The organism is Emticicia agri (genome assembly GCF_004168285.1).
Classification (GTDB): Bacteria; Bacteroidota; Bacteroidia; order Cytophagales; family Spirosomataceae; genus Emticicia; species Emticicia agri.
In genome coordinates, this window is the sequence record NZ_SEWF01000022.1 from 1 (window position 1) to 19,258 (window position 19,258).

Genomic DNA, 19,258 nt, shown 5'->3' on the forward strand with positions numbered 1-19,258 from the left:
TACTCTACCCGAAGATTTTTAATTTATAAACAAAAAGGCTGAATTTTGTAGCGACCAAGCAAACAAAACCAACCTTTTAGAATGAGAAAACTCATTAGGGACGAAATTATAAAGATTTTTGATAAAATACCTCTTGCTAAGAATCTATCAAGGAAAAAATTCATTGGTGATTTTCTGATAGGGATGCTCGAAAGCCGGAAGGTGCAATTTAAAGAAATAGCCTTGCACATTGAGAGTGAAGCTACATTAGAATCAGTTGAACGTAGAATACAGGCATTTTTTAAGGATTATGATTTCGATTACAGGCAAGTATGTCTCTTACTATTAATGTTTTTACCTAAAGGTAAACTTCAATTATCAATAGATAGAACCGAATGGGACTTCGGCATTTATCAATGCAATATTTTGATGATAGTTGCCAAAAATGGTTCAATAGGGATTCCATTGTATTGGGAGTTATTAGATAATAATTCAGGTAATAGTAATTGTAAAGACAGGTGTGACTTATTACAATCAATTGTAGATGTGATAGGTTTGGATAGAATCGGTTTGATAGTTGGAGATAGGGAATTTATTGGTATTCAATGGCTAAAGTATCTAAAAGACAGGCAGATAAACTTCTGTATGAGATTACCTAAAAACCATTTGATAACACTTAAGAATGGGGCTGTTTGTTCAATAAACGACTTATTGTCCCATCAACAGGAGCGTTACTTTGAAACATGTTTGGTCGATGGAATCTGGTGCAATACTATGCTAAAGAAATTAGATAATAAAGACTTTTTGTTTCTGATAGGTAATCTGCCAGCCAAGCAGTTAGGAAATCTTTACCGACATAGGTGGTGTATCGAAGTTCTGTTTCAAACTTTCAAACAAAGGGGCTTTGATTTAGAAACTACTCATATTAAAGGAAACGAAAAACTTAGTAAATTGTTGGTTTTTGTTAGTATTGCTGTAGCTATAGCACTGAAAACAGGTCAATATCTCCATCAAAAAGTAAAGATGATTAAAGTCAAAAAACATGGATATAAAGCTAATAGCTTCTTTAGAAAGGGTTTAGATTATATCAGAGTAAATCTAAAAAGACAAAAACAAAATTTTATAGCTACTTGTCAGATGCTTGTATATGATTTTTTGAGGTGGATTCATTTACAATTCATCTATCACAAGGAATTAACAAAAATCTTCGGGTAGAGTAGATTGCTTTCTCGTATAACGACAAAAATGGATATACATCATCAAAACGTTCAACTATTTTGATTTCCCTGTCAAGATATTTATTAGCATATTCTTCGAGGCTCATACAAAAGTTGTTTTACATTTACCCAACCCAAGCCTTTACCTCATCAAGCGTTGGCATCTTCTCTTCAATTTTGAGTTTCTTTCTTACACCACCTAAATCATTGAAAATTTTGTTGGGGTTTGCCCCTTTCAGTTGTTCAGTCATCACAAAACCCATTTTCTGTAGTGCCGGAATCCAGACTGTTGGCACACCAATCGCCTCGTAATCAGCATCGGTCGATACTTCCTGTTTTTTCTCCGGGCGCATTTGAGGGAAGAACAATACTTCCTGAATGCTCGCATTATCTGTTAACATCATTGTCAGGCGGTCAATACCTATACCAATCCCTGCGGTTGGAGGCATACCGTACTCTAACGAACGAATAAAGTCTTCGTCCATTGCCATCGCTTCTTCATCACCACGTTCAGCTAATTTCAATTGCTCCTCAAAACGCTCACGCTGGTCGATAGGATCATTTAATTCAGAGTAGGCATTGGCTACCTCTTTACCGTTTACAAACAACTCAAAACGCTCAACTAAATCGGCTTTGCTACGGTGTTTTTTAGTCAATGGCGACATCTCAACCGGATAATCGATAATGAAAGTCGGTTGAATCAGATTATCTTCTACTTTTTCACCAAAAATCTCATCTATCAACTTAGCTTTACCCATCGTATCATCTACTTCCATTCCCCATTGGCGGCAGTGTTGACGGGTTTCTTCTTCGGTTAATGCCCCTACATTAACCCCTGTATATTTTTCGATAGCTTCTAAGATACTTAAGCGCGCAAATGGCCCGGCAAAATCCAGTTCGTGTTCACCCGATTTGAATTTGGTTGTGCCGTGTACAGCCAAAGCTACTTTCTCAAATATTTCTTCTGTGATGTTCATCATCCACTCGTAGTCTTTGTAGGCTACATAGAACTCTAAAGAAGTAAATTCAGGGTTATGGGTTCTGTCCATTCCCTCATTACGGAACATTTTACCAAATTCATACACGCCATCAAAACCACCAACAATCAGTCTTTTCAGATATAATTCATTGGCGATACGCATATATAAAGGCATATCAAGCGTATTATGGTGTGTTTTGAACGGACGAGCCGCTGCACCTCCATGAATAGGCTGTAAGATGGGTGTTTCTACCTCTAACCAACCTCTTTCATCAAACATCTGACGCATGGTGCTGATAATCCTCGCTCTTTTAATAAAAATATCTTTGATATGTGGATTGACAATTAAGTCTACATAACGTTGGCGATAACGTTGCTCAGGGTCTGAGAACGCATCATAGACTTTGCCATCTACTTCTTTTACTACCGGAAGCGGGCGCAATGATTTGTTCAGAATTTTAAATTCTGTTACGTGTATTGATATTTCGTTGGTTTGAGTAGTGAACACATAACCTTTTACACCGATAATATCGCCAATATCTAATAGCTTCTTGAAAACCGTATTATACAAGGTTTTATCATCGCCCGGACATAAATCATCCCGACGAAAATAGAGTTGGATTCTACCTGTTGAATCTTGTAGCTCGGCAAATGAAGCACTTCCCATAATACGGAAGTTCATCAGTCGGCCGGCAATAGATACATTCTTATAGTCTAACTTATTATTCTCGTAATTCTTCTCAATGTCGGCGCATGTTACATTCACCTCAAATAATTCGGCAGGATAGGGGTCAATTCCCATTGCCATTAAATCTTGTCTTTTCTGACGGCGTAAAATTTCTTGTTCGCTAAGAACCATCGTTTTATCTATTTATTTCCAATATAAATTTGAAGCGCAAAGGTAGGAAAAAATGTCGATTATTACTTATTACCACTCATCTACAAAAAACATCTTCCATCATTTTTTCTTTTGGCAATCTCAATAACTATAATATCTTTGTGATATTATTTTAATATCAAATCTCTACCGCCTTATGAAAGAAAAAGAATTATTTTCACAATCAGGCTATCTTACAATTATAGCCGGATTCCTTTTACTAATAGTACCTTTTTTCACTATCTTAACTTATATTCCGGCTCTATCAATTATTCTTAGCTTAGCCGGATTTATCCTTCTGATCGGGTTGACAGTTATTGGCCCAAATGAAGCAGCAGTTGTCACTTTCTTTGGTAATTATGAAGGTACCATGAAACAAAATGGTTTACGTTGGGTGAACCCTTTGTATCGCCGTAAAAAAATCAGTCTTCGTGCCAGAAACCTGAACGGACAAAAACTGAAAGTAAACGACAAATTAGGTAATCCTATAGAAATTGCTGCTGTAGTGGTTTGGCGTGTAAGTGATACAGCCAAAGCGCTTTTTGAGGTTGATGATTATCTTAAGTTTGTGGACATTCAGTCAGAAGCAGCAGTCCGCCACTTAGCAAGCTCGTATGCCTATGATACTATCGAAGATGAAAATGCAAATATTACATTAAGAGACGGTTCAGGCAAAATCAATGAAATGTTAGAAAAAGAATTAAATGAGCGAATCACACAAGCGGGTGTAGAAGTAATGGAAGCGCGTATCAGCCACTTGTCTTATGCACCCGAAATTGCACATGCCATGCTTCAACGCCAACAGGCTACAGCCGTAGTAGCTGCCCGTAAACAAATTGTAGAGGGTGCTGTAGGCATGGTAGAAATGGCATTGGCTCGTTTGTCAGAAAAAGAAATCGTTCATCTGGACGAAGAGCGAAAAGCTGCTATGGTAAGCAATTTATTGGTAGTTTTGTGTGGTGAAAAATCTGTGAGTCCAGTGGTAAATGCCGGAACCTTATATAACTAATGGCCAGTGAAAAAAAACCATTCGTATTAAGAATAAGCCCCGAAGTGTTGAAAGAACTTGAAAAGTGGTCAGCCGAAGAGTTCAGAAGCCTGAACGGGCAAATAGAATATATCTTAAGCGATGCTCTGAAAAAAAGAAAAAAGAGCAAGAAAAGTGAAGAGTAAAACACAGGAGGCACGGAATGTGTCTCCTGTAATTATATTTTTATGCCTTCTTCGTCTAAATACTTCCCGATATTTATTGTAATTCCATCAAAGAGTTCAATATCTTTGTTCCAGTTTTTAATCAACCAGTCTTCTTTAGGTGAAGTGACTATTACCTGTTGAGTGGACGTAATCACCCAGAAAACTTTTTCTACACCAAACTCAAAAAGTTTTTCGGTTTTACGTGTCAGATACTCCATAAAACTACTTTCGCTTAAATCTGCATTGGTATCTATTTCAATCACAAACTTAGGCGGTACATCAGAGTATTTGGTCGAAATTTTGTCAGGAGTAAATACTTGCTTATTATAAATTACAATGTCCCCCGCCAAAGTATCTTTATAACCTAACTGTAGCCCTGATTCATTTGTATGAATGCGATACTTTTTCTTATCGTAAGAAATATGAAGTACTTCAAGAATGAAATTAACTAATTCTGATTGTAAAGAACTACTTCCCATTATTTCTTCAGCATTGACGTGTTTTTTTATTGCTTCTTTATACCCTTTATAATAAATTGGTTTCCCATCCATGACCTCATAGATGAATTGTTCCGGGATTTTCTTTTTTAAAGTCTTTTTTGCGGTCTCAAGCACCATCTTTCCTTACATTTATTTGAAACTAAGTTACAACAATCTTTGCATTTTCTCAAAATTCCCTCGTTTTATTTATGATAAAGGCACTAATCAATAGCGAAAATTAGCTATTTTTGCGGCTCATTATTCGATTTTATTTTTTATGCAAATCAAGGAAATTCTTACACTAACACCTGCAGAACAGGAGGTAACAGTAAAAGGCTGGGTACGTACCAAACGAGGACAAGCAGCCGTAACATTCATTGCAATTAACGATGGCTCGACTATTAATAATATCCAGGCGGTAGTAGATAGTGATAATAATCAAATCAATGAAGAAACTTTACGTTCAATTACTACTGGCGCATGTGTGGCTGTAACAGGTAAATTGATTGCTTCGCAAGGGTCAGGACAAGCAGTTGAGGTGAAAGCGGAAAAAATAGAAGTATATGGCACGGCTGATGAAACTTTTCCGATGCAACCCAAACGTCACTCAATGGAGTTTTTGCGTGAAAAAGCACACTTGCGTTTCCGTACCAATACTTTTGGGGCTATTTTCCGTATCCGTCATAATTTAGCATTTGCTATCAATAAATATTTCAATGATAAAGGTTTCTTTTATCTGCATACACCTATCATTACGGCATCTGATGCTGAAGGCGCAGGTGAAATGTTTCATGTAACTACCTTTGACATTAAAAATCCGCCGAAAACAGAAACCGGAGAGATTGATTATAAAGAAGATTTCTTCGGTCGTGAAACAAGTTTAACAGTATCAGGACAATTAGAGGGTGAATTAGGCGCTTTAGCCTTATCAAAAATCTATACTTTCGGACCAACTTTCCGTGCTGAAAACTCTAATACGACTCGTCATTTAGCGGAGTTCTGGATGATTGAGCCGGAAGTAGCTTTTTATGAGTTAGAAGATAACATGGCTTTGGCAGAAGATTTCGTGCAATATGTCATCAAATATGCCTTAGAAAACTGTGCTGATGATTTGGCTTTCTTGGAAAAGCGTTTGTTAGACGAAGAGAAAAACAAACCACAGAACGAACGCAGCGAAATGGCTTTGCTGGAAAAACTGCGTTTTGTGGTAGATAACCAATTTGAAAGACTGACTTACACTGAGGCAATTGAAATTCTGTTGAAATCTAAACCGCATAAGGAAAAGAAATTCCAGTATCCTGTTGAATGGGGCATCGATTTGCAGTCGGAGCATGAGCGTTATTTAGTAGAGAAACACTTCAAAAAACCTGTGATTCTAACTAACTACCCACGTGAGATTAAGGCTTTCTATATGAAACAAGATGCTGACGGCAAGACTGTAAGAGCAATGGACGTATTATTTCCGGGTATTGGTGAAATCATCGGAGGTTCACAACGGGAAGATGATTACGAAAAATTATTGACCCGTGTAAAAGAAGTAGGCATTGACCCTGAAAACATCTGGTGGTATCTGGAAACCCGTAAATTTGGTTCTGCGCCGCATTCAGGTTTTGGTTTAGGTTTCGAGCGTCTGGTATTGTTCGTAACAGGTATGACTAATATCCGTGACGTTATTCCGTTCCCAAGAACACCGAAGAGTGCTGAATTTTAATTAAAGAAACCCATGATACTTACGCTCGCTATATTTCTTGCTATTGCTTTTGCCAATGTGGTGGTTGGGGTTTACCTAGAGCGTAAGGTCTCGGCTTTTATACAAGACCGCCTCGGGCCTATGGAAGTAGGTCATTGGGGGCTTCTACAATTGATTGCCGACTTACTGAAACTGATTCAAAAGGAAGACATTACTCCTGCCAATGCCGACCGTAACCTGTTTAAGTTTGCGCCTATCATGTTATTCATGGTAATTTTTGCAGGCTTTGCTGTTTTCCCGCTTTCGTCGGGTTTATCAGGTTCGGCTACACAAACGGGTGTTTTTCTTTTATTGGCGATTGTTTCTTTAGATATTTTAGCCATTCTGATGGCCGGATGGGCATCTAATAACAAATATTCCTTACTGGGCGCCATGCGCTCGGTAGCTCAGATTATTTCTTATGAGGTTCCGCTTGGCTTATCAATTCTATGTGTAATCCTGATTACACAAACTTTAGATTTACAGGAAATCAGTTTTCAACAGGGAATTTTCTGGGATGAAAAAAATTACTTTTTTGGTATTAAAGCATTAGGTTGGGATGTAAGCGAGATAGGGGGAATTCTGACATGGAATATTTTCAGAAATCCTTTTCTGCTAATCGTCTTTGTCATTTATTTTATCGCCTCTCTTGCCGAAAGTAACCGTGCACCTTTTGATTTACCTGAGGCTGAATCTGAGCTGATTGCCGGATTCCATACTGAATATTCCGGTTTCAGATGGGCGGTGATTATGCTTTCAGAATATGCCATGATGCTGTTAGTATCTATTTTAGGCGTGATTTTATTCCTGGGAAGTTGGAATACTCCTTTGCCAAATATCTGGATTATAAAATTAGCTGATTGGACAAGTGGAACAGTTGGCGAGTGGTCGGGTAATTTGTGGGGAGCTTTCTGGTTATTATCAAAATCATATTTCTTGATTTTTATTCAGATGTGGCTTCGCTGGACACTCCCACGTTTACGTGTTGACCAATTGATGCACTTATCATGGAAAATCCTTACCCCTTTCTGTCTGATACTCTTATTGATTTCAGGTATCTGGCGGTTGCTGATGGTTTAATAACCACTAAAATGACTCAGGTATTAAAAAATAAGCTCAACTGAACGGTTGAGCTTATTTTTTTACAAAGCTATTTTCTATTAAGAATTTCTTTTCTCATTCCCACTTCCCTGCGCATCTCTGGTATTTTTTTGCACGGCAATAGCGCCAAATAAAGCCAGCAGGAATGCAAAAGCATAAAAGCCTTTTTCGCTGGGTAATAAGGTAGCATTCCAGAGTCCCACAGTTAATAATACGATACACAAGATGGTAGAGAACCAGCTGATACCGTAGTAAATATCTGTTACCGGAATACCCTCAAGACGGTCTCTCACGCTTTTCTGAACTGATACAACCGAGAATAGCCCATACATGAGTATTGTAAAATAATAGCCTTTTTCGTTGAGTAGCATTTCTGAGCGCCATAGGCCAACCAGAAATCCGACCATTCCGGCTCCTAAGGCTACCCACGATGCCGCTATAAACGCTGCTGATGGTTTTTGATACATATTGTTATTTATTTAGATGTGTATTGATAAAAAATTCCGGTGTCGAAAGGTGTCCAGAGGCTGGCTTTTTGTCCGCAGCTTTTCAGTCCGTTATTAGCCCATGTATTGCAGGTATGAAAGATATTATAGCGGCCTTTTGCTTCATAGAAAGCATCTTCTTTACCATAATTTGCATTGGTCTGAATATACATCAGATGTCCCTGTGCATCAGTAATAAAGCTATCCTGAATATATTTTACCAGTCTGGAATACTGTTCTCTCGAAATATTTATCTTCACACAATCACTGCCTTCTCTCAGGCTCTTGTAGAAAGTAGCATGAATGGCCGAGGTACTCAGCGCAAATGCTGCCTTAAAAGCAACACTGGCTTTCAGGTCTGCCCAGGTAGGTGTCTCTAAATAAAAACCTTTATCGCCCCATCCAAATGCCACATACTCAAACAAACTGTCTTTGCTCACTGTATTGGCAAACTTCACTTCTTTACTCCAGTCTATCTGTTCGTTTTTAATGGGTAATACCAAATCAGTATGTACACCATTTGTCAGGATATAGATAGGAATATCATCCTGAGTTTGGCTTTCTCTATCTACGCTTATTCTTGATAGCACATAAGCAGAGAGCAGATAAACACCAATCAGACAAACCAATGCCAGAATAGTAAGACCTGTGATTTTGAGTATTCTAATAGCAATTTTCAAGGTAATAATAGGTTAAATACGTATGTACAGACGTTTATCTCATTCTGTCGGCATCTCTTACCGTTTTTTCATCTTTACGAATCAAGCGATTAGCTATCCAGTTGAATACCAACGCAGCAAATGCAGCCCAGAAACCAATACCAAATTCTCCTTGTTGGTCTGGTGCAAAAAACTTGGTGGCTTCAAATTGAATATGATAAACGGTTGTTCCTAATAGTGCCGCTCCAATCAAAGAATTAAGAGCCACAAAGAGCATCTGACGAACACGGTTTTTATATTGAAAAATAGTAAAAATTGACACACCTGCCGATAATACTGCTAAAACAGCTAAATAATAAACGGGTTTGTTTACTTCAGCTAAAGTGCCTTTCATGTGTGCCAGGTAATAAGGGTTTAAAATAGCTTCTTCTCCTACCCCTACCTTATGCCAGATGGGAGTGGCTAAATACAAAATCATACAAATAGAAGTAAGAAGCAGTAAAAGTGATTGGGGGCGTTGTAACATTTCAACTAAAATTAATGATTACATAATACAAATATCAGTACAAAGGTAAATAATCGTGCAAATCCTTTCAGAAACCTGCACATTTTTTTATTGAGTAGTCAGCAGGTTAATAATTTCTTTGTGTTGCGGGTATTCTTTTATCAGTTTTTCACGGCTGGCCATTTCAAAATCGGCAAAGCTAAAACCTGGAGCAACCGTACAACCAACCAATGAATAGCTGTTGGAGAGCGCAGGTTTGCTGCCAAACCATACACCTGCCGGAACCACCGCCTGAAAAACCTCTCCGTTTTCGGGGTTGTTACCCAATTTAAGGGTTCGTACAAAGCCCTGATGGTCGATGTAATAAACATTGAGTGGTGAGCCATCATAGAAATGCCACATTTCGTCAGACTGAATGCGGTGTAAGGTTGAAAACTGATGGCTTTCGAGCAAAAAATAAATTCCGGTACTAAAATTTCTTTCTCCCTCAAAACGTTTAGGAAGAGCATCATGAGGAATAGTTTCTGCCGAACGATAGGTTTCGGCAAAGTATCCACCCTCGGGGTGTGCCTGCAAGTGGTATTTTTCAACCCAATATCTGGCTGTTTTCATATTTAATGTGGAAATAGATGAATGAATATCTTATTTTTGGCAAAATAAACAGAAAGCGTTCTCCTGAATATCTTAATGAAAAGTAAATTTATAAAAATCCTCGCTATTGTTGGCGGAATCGTCTTGCTAAATGTACTGGCTTCTTTTGTATTCTTCCGTTTAGACCTCACCGAAGAAAAGCGGTATTCTATCTCTGATGCTACCAAAACATTATTAGAAAATCTTGACAAAGAGATACTGATAAAGGTCTATTTGGATGGTGATGAATTGCCCGGCGGCTTTGAAAGACTCAAACGTGCAGTAAATGAAACCTTAGACGAATTTCAGGTATATGGAGGGACTAATATTGAGTTCAGGTCTATTAACCCTAATGCCGAAAATGACACTAAAAAACGGGAAGATTTTTATGCCCAGTTGATGAAAAAGGGTATGCAGCCCTCAAGAGTGATAGATAATAAAAATGGCCGTCAGGTAGAAAATATTATTTTCCCTTATGCCTCAGTGAGTTATGAAGGCAAAGAAGTACCCGTGCAATTGTTGAAAGGAACAGAAGGAAGAACCGCACAAGAGAAACTAAATCAATCGTACGAAAACGTAGAGTATGAATTGGCAAATGCCATTCGGAAACTGACGTTGAAAGAAAAAAAGAAAATCGGACTATTGACTGAGTTTACTGACCTGAAACCTCTCAATTTTGCCGACTTGATTACTTCTTTGCAGGAAAGGTATGACCTGTTTATTATTGATGCCAAACTTTCACCTACTTTTCAAGGGCTTGACGCACTGATTTTACCGAAACCTACGCTTCCGGTTGATGATAGCACCAAATACAAAATTGACCAGTACATAATGAATGGTGGTAGAGCCTTGTTTTTTGTAGATGGTCTGAAAGTAGATTCAGTAAGTTTAGAAGGTACTTTTGCCCAGCCTTTAGAGTTGAACCTGACAGATTTATTCTTTAAATATGGGGTCAGAATCAACAGTAATATTGTGAAAGATGGTGCAAGTTCGGCGGCTATTCCGATGGTAGTAGGAAATATGGGCGATAGACCGAATATCCAACCAATTCCCTATCGATATTTTCCGGTGATTAACAATTTTGGCAAAAGCCTGATTACTAATAACCTTGACTTGATTTTCTGTAAATATGTAGCTTCTATTGATACGGTACAAGCGCCGGGTGTAAATAAAATTCCGTTGTTGATGACAACCCCTTATACCAAGGTATTAAATGCGCCAGCCTTAGTTACATATAACGAAGCTCGTACCGAAACCAACCAGGAAGAGTATAATGATGGCGTAAAAACCATAGCTTATTTGTTAGAAGGTAAATTTGAATCTCTGTATAAAAACCGCCTGTTGCCCTCTGACTCTCAATATAAATCATTCAAGGCTGAAAGTGTGCCTACTAAAATGCTGGTTTGTTCAGACGGTGATTTAATTGTAAATGATTTGAGCCCTAAAACGGGTAACCCGTTACCATTAGGTTTTGATAAAACTACCCAGCATATATTTGGCAACAAAGATTTTGTGATGAATGCCATTGATTATATGATTGATGAAAATGGTGTAATACAGGCACGTGGAAAGGAAGTGAAACTACGCCCGTTAGACAAACTACGCACCCGTGACGAACGAACCAAATGGCAGATTATCAATATTGTTCTGCCTTTGGGAGTAGTTATCTTATTTGGCGTGATTTTATATATGTTACGCAAAAGAAAATTTGCCTATTAAAAGGTCTGCCAATACCTTATCGGCTGTTATTTTCCTTTGGGTTTCTTTACAAGAAAAAAAACAGTCATTAAGAAGGTTAATATATAGACAATGGCTAATGCCGGTTTTTCGAATCTTAGATTTTTAAAATCGAAGTCTTTATAAATGGCCACTCCTATAATGATTGCTATAATTAAGAGGGGAAATGATAGTCCTTTTTTATTGTTCACAAGATTACTATTTTGTTCTGATAATGATGGTTGTGGTTGCAAAAATAAGCATAACTGAAGTTTATGCAAAAAAGCATTCCGATAATTGATAGTTTTTTCTCTTTTCATAAAGTAATTCGGAAGCCTCTATCTTATAAAACAACAGGCCGACAAACAGGAGAAATGAAATAAAAATCATCCTATTTCTCTGCTTTTTTTAACTTTGCACCACTAAACTATAAGGTAATCAGATAAAAACAAGTGCCATAAGTACCCTTATAAAATCGGTACAGGTATTAATTCTTCATCTGGCAAGCCACTAATTTTTAAAATTCCTATTATTTTTTTCTGAAAAAAGTACTACTTTTAAACTCTAAATTCATTTTTCTCATCTTCTATTTACGACCGGTTAAACATGAACCTATTCGAAATTAAAGAGCAACCTAAAGTCTATGATGTGGTAATTGTAGGCTCTGGTGCAGGTGGCGGTATGGCAGCATACCAACTCACTAAAGCTGGTGCAAAGGTTTGCTTATTAGAGGCAGGTGGTTACTTCGACCCTGCGGATCCTAAATATATCACACAATTAAAAAACCCTTGGGAATCTCCTCGTCGTGGAGCCAGTACACGTACCCGTCCGTTTGGTGATTTCGATGCTGCCTGGGGTGGTTGGGACATCGAAGGCGAGCAATATACAGCTATGCCCGGCACACAGTTCCGTTGGTTCCGCTCAAGAATGTTGGGTGGTAGAACCAACCACTGGGGACGGATTTCGATGCGTTTCGGTCCTGATGATTTCCGCAGAGGTTCTATGACAGGTATCGGTGATGACTGGCCTACAAGTTATGAAGATTACGCACCCTATTATGATAAAGTAGATAGACTAATTGGTTTGTTCGGTACAAAAGAAGGTATCCGTAACGAACCGGATGGAATCTTCTTACCTCCGCCAAAACCACGTCTGCATGAGTTGATGCTGAAAAAAGCGGCTGGTAGTATCGGTATTCCGGTAATCCCGTCTCGTATGGCGATGTTGACCAAGCCTATCAACGATTCACGTGGGGCTTGTTTCTATTGTGCGCAATGTGGACGTGCCTGTCAGGCTTATGCCGACTTCTCGTCATCGTCAGTACTATGTATTCCTGCGGCTAAAACGGGTAACCTGACCTTGATTAACAATGCGATGGTAAGAGAGGTATTGACTGACCCGAATACAGGGCTTTCAACAGGGGTTTCTTATGTAAATAAATTGGATTTAAAAGAGTATTCAATCAAAGGTAAGATTGTCATCTTAGCAGCAAGTACCTGTGAAACTGCCCGTATTATGCTTAACTCTAAATCGCCAAGATTTGCGAGAGGTTTGGCGAATGACAGCGGTGTAATCGGTAAATACCTGAACGATTCAACAGGTGCAAGCCGTTCGGCATTTATTCCTGCCTTGATGGATCGTAAACGCTACAACGAAGATGGTGTGGGTGGTATGCACGTATTTACACCTTGGTGGGTAGATAATAGCAAATTGGATTTCCCACGTGGTTACCATATTGAGTATGGCGGTGGTATGGGTATGCCTGGCTTTGGCTTCGGTGGCGGCATTGAGCGTGTAAACGGACTTTTCCCAGATAGAAACGGTAATAAGAAAAAAGCAGGGGGCTACGGTGTAGCACTGAAAGACGATATTCGTCGTACTTACGGTGCTTATATCGGTATGGCAGGTCGTGGAGAGCCTATTCCATTGGAGTCGAACTATTGTGAGATTGATCCGAATAGTGTGGATAAATACGGTATTCCAACGTTACGTTACCACTATAAATGGAGCGAAAACGAAATCAAACAAGCCAAACACATGCAGGATACTTTCGAACAGATTATCCATGCCATGGGTGGTATTCCAATGGGTAGAAAACCTGATGCAAGCAATAACTATGGTTTAGCTCAACCGGGTGAAATCATTCACGAAGTAGGAACTGTACGTATGGGTAACGACCCTAAAAAATCGGCTCTGAACGGCTGGCAACAAGCCCACGATGTGAAAAACCTATTTGTAGTAGATGCGGCTCCGTTTGTATCGCAAGGCGATAAAAACGTAACGTGGACAATCCTTGCCAGTTCGTGGCGTACATCTGATTATATCATGGAACAGGTAAAAGCAAAAAATATTTAATAAAACCATTTTCCGAACATGAAACGTAGAGACACATTAAAAGCACTTTCATTGAGCTCGTTGGGAATGGCTGTTTTACCAACCACCGACCTCGTAGCAGCACCACCGGATCCGAAGCCGTTTAAAACAACACCGGCTCGTATTCCGGAAGAAATAGAAAGAGATAAAAAGATAATGGCTGATAAATTCCTGACTCCGGCGGAATTGGCTACTATCGGCATTTTAGCAGATATTATTATTCCGGCAGAAGGTAAGTCTGGGAGTGCAACCCAGGCAGGCGTACCTGCTTTTATCGATTTTATCGTAAAAGATATGCCACAATATCAGACACCCATCAGAGGTGGTTTAAGATGGCTGGATAACCATAGCACCAAACGCTTCGGTAAATCTTTTGCAGGCATTACGCCTAAACAACGTATCGAAATAGTAGAAGATATTGCTTATCCGGACGATGTAAAACCGGAGTTCAGTCATGGGGCAGCGTTTTTCTCACAAATCCGGAATCTGACCGTAACGGGCTTCTATACAACCCGTATGGGCTTTGATGATTTAGGATATATGGGTAATACGCCTAACGACTGGCAAGGTGTACCGCAAGACGTATTAGATAAATACGGCTTGAAGTATGATCCGATTTATGATAAAAAGGATTGATAAATAGCAGCCTATAAAATGAAAGCCCTGAAAGAATATCTTTCAGGGCTTTTGCATGTATCACGATTTTTCAAATCGTGTCGTGTAGCAACTATAAAATACGATTTGAAAAATCGTGATACAACTATCAATACAACATCCTAAACCGAATCGTTTCTTCAATATCCTTAATCTCCTGCACAAACTCATCGGTATAGCCTTTGTCAATATCCATAATCACATAACCGATTTTTTCGTTGGTTTTCAGGTATTGACCGTTGATATTAATCGCATGTTTGGCAAATATATTATTGATTTTTGCCAGTATACCTGGTACATTAGTATGGATATGTAATAAGCGGTGAGAATCTTTCAATAACGGCAATTGCAGTTCAGGGAAGTTGACACTGCCTGTAGTACTACCATTATTCATAAACTCTAACAAACGCTCCGGTACATAATGCCCGATACTCTCCTGTGCTTCTTCTGTACTGCCACCAATATGTGGAGTCAGAATTACATTAGGCAAACCTCTTAATTCATTGATAAACTCTTCGTTATTGGTTTTAGGCTCATACGGAAACACATCAATTCCGGCACCTGCTACTTTGCCCTCTTTAATAGCCTCTACCAAAGCAGGTACATCAACTACATGCCCACGAGCCAGATTCAGGAATATTACCCCTTTCTTCATCAACTCAAACTCACGCTTGCCAAAAATATTGGTATTATCTTTACGGCCATCAATGTGCATACTCACTACATCGGCTACCCGAAGCACTTCATCTAATGAGCGGCATTTTTTGGCGTTCCCGATAGGCATTTTATCTACAATATCGTAGAAGTACACTTCCATACCCAAAGCCTCTCCAATAACCGATAGTTGCGTACCAATATGTCCATAGCCTATCAAACCTAATTTTTTTCCACGAACCTCAAAACTGTTATTGGCCGATTTATCCCATTTACCTGCGTGCATACCGATGCTTTTCTCGGGGATATTACGGATAAGCATAATCATTTCCCCAACGGCCAGCTCTACTACCGAACGGGTATTGCTGTAAGGGGCATTGAAAACGGCGATTCCTTTCTCAGTACTTGCTTTTAAATCAATCTGGTTGGTACCAATACAGAAAGCCCCGATAATCATCAATTTATCGGCATTCTCTAATACTTTTCTCGTAACATTGGTTTTTGAGCGAATACCTAAAATAGAAACCCCTTTGATTTTCTCTGCCAGTTCGGCTTCGTCCATCGCTCCTTTATGAAACTCTACATCAAAGCCTTCATATTTAAAAGATTCCACCGCTACAGAATGTACATTCTCTAACAAAAGTACTTTGATACGGCTTTTAGGATAAGACTGGCTACGAGGCAGTTTATTGAGGTATAAGAACTCGTCTAATGAAGGTACTACATGGTCAGCTTTGGCCACCACTTTTTCACGCTCCACATTTTCTGTAAAAGCATAGAAACGATTAGCTAACCCCGATGCTCTTAGCTCATAATCGGTATAACCATCGCCAATAGCATATACATCACCATCAAGATTTAATGAGCTTAAGAGTTTTACTTTGCCTTTTTCGTGAGCTAATACGTTGGTATCGTCCACACCTGTAATATTTCCTTCCTCATCAAACTGAAAAGTATTGGCATAAACATTCTCTTCTTTCAGACCTAACTCTTTTACAATCGGTACAATAAATTCTTTAAAACCGCCCGAAACTACTAAAATATTATCGGCAAATTCACGGAGGAACTTCTCATTTCGCTGAAAAGAATCTGTTACTTTGGTATGCAGAAAATCAACTAATTTATCGATATGTGCACGATTGGCTTTCAGTAAGTCAATTCTTCTGCTGAGGGCTTCAGAAAATGAAATCTCGCCATTCATGCCCATTTCGGTCAGTTTTCTTATTTCGCCTACAATTTTTTCCTGATTTGGGTTGCCTGCGAGGGCAATATTGGCTAACTCGTCGAGTCCTTCTACTTTCGTAAAAGTACTATCGAAATCTATAATAAAATAAGGATTATTACTCATGAATCAAAAAACGCTATAATAGGTATGAATGCTAAAAGTATGATTGTTAAAAATATTTATTCCGGATTCTCCAAAGCAATCTTGATATGTTCCAGATGATGCACGCAGTGCCATGCTGCCATGTGTAGGGCTTGCGCTAAAGTCAGATTTATCTGACGACCTACATGGAAGAAAGTTCTATTAAAGTCTTCAGAGGACATCGTTTTCAATAAATGTGTCCATCTTTTATGGGTAGCTTCCAATAACAAAAGGGCATCGGCTAATGGCACAGATGGTACTTCGGGGTTGTTTGCCCAACCATTGATATTAGGCCCGAAACCCTGTGGATTATCTTCACAAAGTGCCTGTTTGAAACGGGCAAAATGCAGAATGTGCATATCAGAAATATGAACTACTAAAGTATGGATACTCCAACCTCCTTCACGATACGACTTTGCTAATTCGTCTGCAGAGAGATGCTTTGTCAATTGCTCATACTTAGCCGGATATTGTTCAATAATGACAATATTCTGCGCTATTACTTCTGCAGAATAGCTGTTCTCCGGTATCCATTTACCGATAGGAAACTTGCGCTCTTCGAGAGTCATTGCTTTAGGGAGGTTTTGTTGCAAACTCAAATTTACAGAACTATCAAACAAGTAAATAGAACTAAGCTATTGATTTTCAACAATTAAACAAATAGTCAAGAATTTTCTTGATATAATACAAAATATCAATAGTTGATGAAGAAGATATGCAAATATAGTAAATTTTATGGAACCGGGTCGTATCCATGACCGCCCCAGGGATGGCAACGACCAATGCGCTTGACAGTAAGTAATAAGCCCTTGAAAAAACCATATTTCTGAAATGCTTCTACTGAGTATTGAGAGCAGGTAGGTGTGTAACGGCAGGAAGCAGGAAACCAGGGAGAAATACCGACCTGATACAGACGCACTAAAAATATGGCAATGTATTTCATGATTTATTCAAACGAGATATATAAAGTAACAGTATGGGTGCTTAGCCTGTCTATGCCTGCAATAGCTGTGCCCTGGGCAGTAGCCGGGTTTACCAGATTTACCAGTCCATGAGAAAAATGCAATTCCGGCGAAAACTTGAAGTACTCTCTGAAAAACTCAATACCTGTACCGTATTCTATACTAAGGTCATTATTTTTGGTAGTGAACTGTTGCCGGTTTCTTCTGTTTACCGCATTGGTTTCAACTGAATAACGCAACCCTCCGAAAATATACATACGCACATTACCTCTGCGTTCAGACTTATACTTTAGCATCACAGGTAATTCAAACCAGGCCGTTTCACGCAATTCTTTTTTCTCACCCAGCCTTTTATCAGGGTCCGATGCGGTATTATCTACAAAACGGTATTCTAATTTTCTGCCATAGATGGCTACTGTAGGCAAAACACGAAAGTCAAAATAATCGTTCAGGCGTATATTGGCCAATCCTCCCATTTTCAGACCTATGGTAGCCGGCGATGTGATAGCATAATACTTGTCTCTATTAATAAAGTAATCGTTGAATTTGATGTTGAAATGCGTATAAGGTAGTCCTAAAAAATAGCCGAATTTCACGGTTTTAGCATCGTAATCCCCTTGAAAAAGGCGTTTGTTTTGTTGTGCAGACAATGAATGCACAGCCATGAAGGATAGAAGCAAACAACCTTTGGAAACAAGGAAGGTCTTTTTTAATGAAAAGGATACACTACGTGAAAGGGATACCTTAAGATTTTTCATTCAAACTAAAGAAAAGGTTTCATCTATTAATCAATAGCAATCTCAGGTCTTTTTCTTACCCAGATAGACCGTACAAATGCCAAAAGTAAGCGGTACACTTTTCGTTTCTGTAAAACCGGCTTTTTCAAACACTTTCAGGAAATCATCTCCTTCCGGAAAGGCTTTAACCGACTCTGGCAGATAACTGTAAGCTGCTTTGTCTTTTGATATGAGTTTCCCGATTAAAGGTACGATAGTAGAATTATAAAACCAATATAACTGCTTGATAATAGGTGTTTTAGGCTTCGAAAATTCGATTATCAGACAAGTACCCCCAGGTTTTGTAACCCGGTTCATATCAGTCAGCCCTTTCTCTAAATTTTCAAAGTTCCTTACTCCAAAAGAAACGATGACAGCATCAAAAGTATTGTTTTCAAACAGTAATTTCTCTGAATCACCACTTCTGAGTTCTATTACATTTTCCATGCCAATTTTCTTCATTTTCTCACGCCCCATAGCCAGCATGCCTTCCGAAATATCAACCCCGATTACTTTCTCGGGTTTTAATTGCTTTACTGCTTCAACAGCAAGGTCGCCTGTACCGGTAGCAATATCTAAAATGAATTTAGGTTTTGCCGAACGCAGCATCGAAATGGCTTTTTTTCTCCACCATACATCAATACCTACACTCAACAAACGATTCAGCAAATCGTATTTTGGCGAAATGTTGTCAAACATCTCTGCTATCTGCTCACGCTTTCCAGCCTCTTTTTCTTTATAAGGTACAACCATTTTCGAATCGACAAAAATCAATAATATGCGAATAATGGGCAAAGTTACAACCACATTTTCATATTAAGTAAGTTTTGGGCAGATAAATGCTTTAGAGCCAATAAATTAAGGTACTGGGAATTGACAAGGAATGGGTGGGATGGGTTGGAAAGGATGTCTTAATTTGTGCA

The 19,258-nt window shown here is 38.8% G+C and carries 19 protein-coding genes; 8 read left to right on the forward strand and 11 right to left on the reverse strand.

Features of this window, described 5'->3' with window-relative positions; translation table 11 throughout:
- Window positions 1-81: 81 nt before the first annotated feature.
- On the forward strand, window positions 82-1,194 hold the full coding sequence (locus tag EWM59_RS15205; protein ID WP_130019099.1) for an IS4 family transposase: 1,113 nt from the start codon (window positions 82-84) through the stop codon (window positions 1,192-1,194).
- 127 nt (window positions 1,195-1,321) lie between these two features.
- Here EWM59_RS15205 and lysS read toward each other — a convergent pair whose 3' ends face one another.
- Window positions 1,322-3,034 (reverse strand): lysine--tRNA ligase, encoded by a 1,713-nt coding sequence (gene lysS / locus EWM59_RS15210; RefSeq protein ID WP_130022045.1) that lies wholly within the window; start codon window positions 3,032-3,034, stop codon window positions 1,322-1,324.
- 175 nt (window positions 3,035-3,209) lie between these two features.
- Here lysS and EWM59_RS15215 point away from each other — a divergent pair, with 175 nt between their 5' ends.
- Together EWM59_RS15215 and EWM59_RS15220 are read left to right on the forward strand one after the other, a co-directional pair.
- Window positions 3,210-4,061 carry an SPFH domain-containing protein gene (locus EWM59_RS15215; RefSeq protein ID WP_130022047.1) on the forward strand — a complete coding sequence of 284 codons (852 nt, stop codon included), beginning with the start codon at window positions 3,210-3,212 and terminating at the stop codon, window positions 4,059-4,061.
- Window positions 4,061-4,225 carry a type II toxin-antitoxin system antitoxin gene (locus EWM59_RS15220; RefSeq protein WP_130022049.1) on the forward strand — a complete coding sequence of 55 codons (165 nt, stop codon included), beginning with the start codon at window positions 4,061-4,063 and terminating at the stop codon, window positions 4,223-4,225. Before EWM59_RS15215 ends, EWM59_RS15220 begins: the two co-directional genes overlap by 1 nt.
- A gap of 32 nt (window positions 4,226-4,257) precedes the next feature.
- On the opposite strand, the gene EWM59_RS15225 is transcribed toward EWM59_RS15220, so the two are convergent.
- The gene (locus tag EWM59_RS15225; protein ID WP_229239368.1) at window positions 4,258-4,797 is read right to left on the reverse strand and encodes a PDDEXK family nuclease; all 540 of its coding nucleotides are present in this window, start codon (window positions 4,795-4,797) and stop codon (window positions 4,258-4,260) included.
- Window positions 4,798-5,002: 205 nt separating this feature from the next.
- Between EWM59_RS15225 and asnS the strand changes: the two genes are divergently transcribed.
- Together asnS and EWM59_RS15235 are read left to right on the forward strand one after the other, a co-directional pair.
- Window positions 5,003-6,436, forward strand: coding sequence for an asparagine--tRNA ligase (gene asnS, locus EWM59_RS15230; RefSeq protein ID WP_130022053.1), 1,434 nt, complete (start codon window positions 5,003-5,005; stop codon window positions 6,434-6,436).
- A gap of 12 nt (window positions 6,437-6,448) precedes the next feature.
- Entirely contained in the window at window positions 6,449-7,534 is a 1,086-nt protein-coding gene (locus EWM59_RS15235; protein ID WP_207219991.1) for a complex I subunit 1/NuoH family protein, read from the forward strand.
- Between the two features lie 80 nt (window positions 7,535-7,614).
- Here EWM59_RS15235 and yiaA read toward each other — a convergent pair whose 3' ends face one another.
- The 4 genes from yiaA to EWM59_RS15255 all read right to left on the reverse strand — a co-directional run bounded on the left by yiaA (window position 7,615) and on the right by EWM59_RS15255 (window position 9,816).
- Complete coding sequence (yiaA, locus tag EWM59_RS15240) at window positions 7,615-8,022, reverse strand: inner membrane protein YiaA (RefSeq protein ID WP_130022055.1); 408 nt, start codon at window positions 8,020-8,022, stop codon at window positions 7,615-7,617.
- Window positions 8,023-8,030: 8 nt separating this feature from the next.
- Complete coding sequence (locus tag EWM59_RS15245; protein ID WP_207219992.1) at window positions 8,031-8,720, reverse strand: TIGR02117 family protein; 690 nt, start codon at window positions 8,718-8,720, stop codon at window positions 8,031-8,033.
- Between the two features lie 34 nt (window positions 8,721-8,754).
- The gene (locus EWM59_RS15250) at window positions 8,755-9,225 is read right to left on the reverse strand and encodes a DUF4293 domain-containing protein (protein ID WP_130022059.1); all 471 of its coding nucleotides are present in this window, start codon (window positions 9,223-9,225) and stop codon (window positions 8,755-8,757) included.
- 87 nt (window positions 9,226-9,312) lie between these two features.
- Window positions 9,313-9,816, reverse strand: a complete 504-nt coding sequence (locus EWM59_RS15255; RefSeq protein WP_130022061.1) for a cupin domain-containing protein — start codon at window positions 9,814-9,816, stop codon at window positions 9,313-9,315.
- Between the two features lie 75 nt (window positions 9,817-9,891).
- Between EWM59_RS15255 and gldG the strand changes: the two genes are divergently transcribed.
- The 3 genes from gldG to EWM59_RS15275 all read left to right on the forward strand — a co-directional run bounded on the left by gldG (window position 9,892) and on the right by EWM59_RS15275 (window position 14,559).
- Window positions 9,892-11,553 carry a gliding motility-associated ABC transporter substrate-binding protein GldG gene (gldG, locus tag EWM59_RS15260; protein WP_130022063.1) on the forward strand — a complete coding sequence of 554 codons (1,662 nt, stop codon included), beginning with the start codon at window positions 9,892-9,894 and terminating at the stop codon, window positions 11,551-11,553.
- Window positions 11,554-12,156: 603 nt separating this feature from the next.
- A complete protein-coding gene (locus tag EWM59_RS15270; RefSeq protein ID WP_130022065.1) occupies window positions 12,157-13,905 on the forward strand; it encodes a GMC oxidoreductase in 1,749 nt (582 codons plus the stop codon).
- An 18-nt stretch (window positions 13,906-13,923) separates the two neighbouring features.
- On the forward strand, window positions 13,924-14,559 hold the full coding sequence (locus EWM59_RS15275) for a gluconate 2-dehydrogenase subunit 3 family protein (protein WP_130022067.1): 636 nt from the start codon (window positions 13,924-13,926) through the stop codon (window positions 14,557-14,559).
- A 127-nt stretch (window positions 14,560-14,686) separates the two neighbouring features.
- Here the strand turns inward: EWM59_RS15275 and serA are convergent, their stop codons facing one another.
- From serA to ubiE, 5 genes are all read right to left on the reverse strand, one after another.
- A complete protein-coding gene (serA, locus tag EWM59_RS15280) occupies window positions 14,687-16,579 on the reverse strand; it encodes a phosphoglycerate dehydrogenase (protein ID WP_130022069.1) in 1,893 nt (630 codons plus the stop codon).
- A 56-nt stretch (window positions 16,580-16,635) separates the two neighbouring features.
- Window positions 16,636-17,166 (reverse strand): DinB family protein, encoded by a 531-nt coding sequence (locus EWM59_RS15285; protein WP_130022070.1) that lies wholly within the window; start codon window positions 17,164-17,166, stop codon window positions 16,636-16,638.
- A 164-nt stretch (window positions 17,167-17,330) separates the two neighbouring features.
- Window positions 17,331-17,540, reverse strand: coding sequence for a membrane protein insertion efficiency factor YidD (yidD, locus tag EWM59_RS15290; protein WP_130022072.1), 210 nt, complete (start codon window positions 17,538-17,540; stop codon window positions 17,331-17,333).
- Between the two features lie 3 nt (window positions 17,541-17,543).
- Window positions 17,544-18,317, reverse strand: coding sequence for a type IX secretion/gliding motility protein PorT/SprT (gene porT / locus EWM59_RS15295; RefSeq protein ID WP_130022074.1), 774 nt, complete (start codon window positions 18,315-18,317; stop codon window positions 17,544-17,546).
- 42 nt (window positions 18,318-18,359) lie between these two features.
- Complete coding sequence (gene ubiE / locus EWM59_RS15300) at window positions 18,360-19,088, reverse strand: bifunctional demethylmenaquinone methyltransferase/2-methoxy-6-polyprenyl-1,4-benzoquinol methylase UbiE (RefSeq protein ID WP_130022076.1); 729 nt, start codon at window positions 19,086-19,088, stop codon at window positions 18,360-18,362.
- Window positions 19,089-19,258: the final 170 nt, after the last annotated feature.